General features: G+C 75.4%; 3 protein-coding genes. All 3 read right to left on the bottom strand.

Annotated features, from left to right (window positions below):
* On the bottom strand, nucleotides 1-226 hold a 226-nt coding region (locus AB0C69_RS41720; RefSeq protein ID WP_360362339.1), incomplete at its 3' end, for a response regulator transcription factor.
* Between the two features lie 20 nt (nucleotides 227-246).
* Complete coding sequence (locus tag AB0C69_RS41715) at nucleotides 247-675, bottom strand: pyridoxamine 5'-phosphate oxidase family protein (protein WP_360362336.1); 429 nt, start codon at nucleotides 673-675, stop codon at nucleotides 247-249.
* On the bottom strand, nucleotides 656-1858 hold the full coding sequence (locus AB0C69_RS41710) for a histidine kinase (protein WP_360362333.1): 1203 nt from the start codon (nucleotides 1856-1858) through the stop codon (nucleotides 656-658). Before AB0C69_RS41710 ends, AB0C69_RS41715 begins: the two co-directional genes overlap by 20 nt.
* Nucleotides 1859-2006 lie beyond the last annotated feature (148 nt).

Below are 2006 nucleotides of genomic sequence, written 5' to 3'. Positions count from 1 at the left end.
GGCCGCGCAGCAGCGCGGTCGCCGCGAGCCCGTCCACCCGCGGCATCCGGATGTCCATCAGCACGACGTCGGGCCGGTGCTGGTTCACGGCGGCGACGACCTCGGCGCCGTCGGCGACGTCCGCGACGACCTCCAGGTCGCCGGCGCTCGCCAGCATCATCGACAGGCCGGCCCGGACGAGCGCGTCGTCGTCGACGATCAGGACGCGGACGGGAGGGGAGTCCATCCCGCCACCCTACGGGCGGCTCAGCCGCGGCGCAGGCGGCGTCCGGTGACGCTCGACGCCGCCAGCCGGAACCACGACTCCCGGTCGCCGCCCGGCCACGGCCGCACCTGGGCGACCTCGGTCTTCTCGGCCTCGGACAGGGGGTGCGCGCCGCCGCGCAGCAGCACGCTCCAGCCCTCGTGGCGGGCCTCCTCGAACCGGTCGACCTGAAAGGCCGCCCGGACCTCCCCGACGGTCACCGCCGACAGCAGGTTGCGGTTCAGCCGGCCCGACGCCGACGTGCGGAAGATCACCGAGTCGCCCTCGACGGCGTAGTTCACCGGGACGACCGTCGGTCCCTCCCCGTCGTCGAACGCCACCCGGCCGATGGTCCCGCCGGCGAGGAGCTTCATGCACTCGGCGCGGTCGAGTTCTTCGAGGACGGGCTCGTCAGAGGAGTTCGCTGCCATGAGTATCACCTTTCCCACCGGTACCGGCGCCATGCGCGGCCCGCAGCGGCAGGCGGGCGCGCAACCGGAACCACCCGTCGCCGGTGCGGCCGTGCTCCAGGGTCCCGCCGAGCAGCGCCACGCGCTCGGCGAGGCCCACCAGCCCCGTGCCGGAGCCGGGGAGGGGCAGGGCGGGCGGGCCGGCGGGCATCGCGTTGACGATCTCGACGTCCAGTTCGGCGCCCGCGTCCAGGGACACCCGGACGTCCGCGCCCGGCGCGTGCTTGCGGGCGTTCGTCAGCCCCTCCTGGACGATCCGGTAGGCGTGCCGCCCCACGCGGGAGGGGACCATCCCGGGGTCGGGGACGTTCCGCTCCAGCGTGACGCGGCCCCCGGCACGCCGCGACTCCTCGACGAGCGCGGGGACGTCCGCGAGCGTCGGCTGCGGGCGCTCGGGATCGGCGCCGGGCGCGTCGTCGCGCAGGACGCCGATCACCTCGCGCAGGTCCTCCATCGCCTCGTAGGCGCTGCGCCGGATGATCCCGGCGGCCTCGCGCTGCCCGTCCGGCGTGCCCGGGCCGAACTCCAGCGCCCCCGCGTGCACCGCCAGCAGCGAGATGCGGTGCGCGAGGACGTCGTGCATCTCGCGGGCGAGCCGCTCGCGCTCCAGCAGCCGGGCCTCCTCGACCCGCAGCCGCTGCTCGGTCTCGGCGGCGCGGGCCCGCTCCTCCAGCGAGGCGATGAGCTGCCGCCGGGACCGCACCAGCATGCCCGTCGTCACGAGGACCGCGTAGATCAGCGCGAAGATGACGCTTCCCTGGAGGAACTGCCCGTCGGGCGACGCGAACCGGAACAACACGATGATCAGTGCCAGGCTGGCGCCGGCGATCGGCAGCGCGATCCGCCAGGGCCGCAGCATCGCCAGCGAGTACATCGCGATCGCCGCCGTGCCGAGCGTCGTCGTCGCCGCCCACTGCGCGAACACCATCACGACCGCGAGGGCCACCGGATGGCGGCGCCGGAAGAGGACGAGGAACACGCAGGCGACGGCGCCGATCAGCACGTCCCGCCGGACCAGGATCGTCTCCCCGGGGGGCAGGTCGTCGATCGTGCCCTGGAGCAGCACCCAGCCGAGCGCCATCGCGGCGCCGGCGGCGCCGAGGTCGCCGAGCCAGTCGCGCCACGGCCGGCGCAGGAGGTCCATCCGCCCCACGGTAGCCATGCCGCCCGCCTCCGTCAGTGGCCGCAGGTCGGCGCCGCGTCGACTTTGGTCGGCGGGGCGCGTCCTGGGGCTGTCCCCACCCCGCGGCCGCCCGCTGCCCGCAGTGTGCCCGCGCCTTCGCGTGCCTAGC

The organism is Actinomadura sp. NPDC048032, assembly GCF_040653175.1.
Lineage (GTDB): Bacteria > Actinomycetota > Actinomycetes > Streptosporangiales > Streptosporangiaceae > Spirillospora > Spirillospora verrucosospora.
Note: the sequence above shows the minus strand (reverse complement) of the source record. Positions and strands in the feature narration are given on the sequence as shown.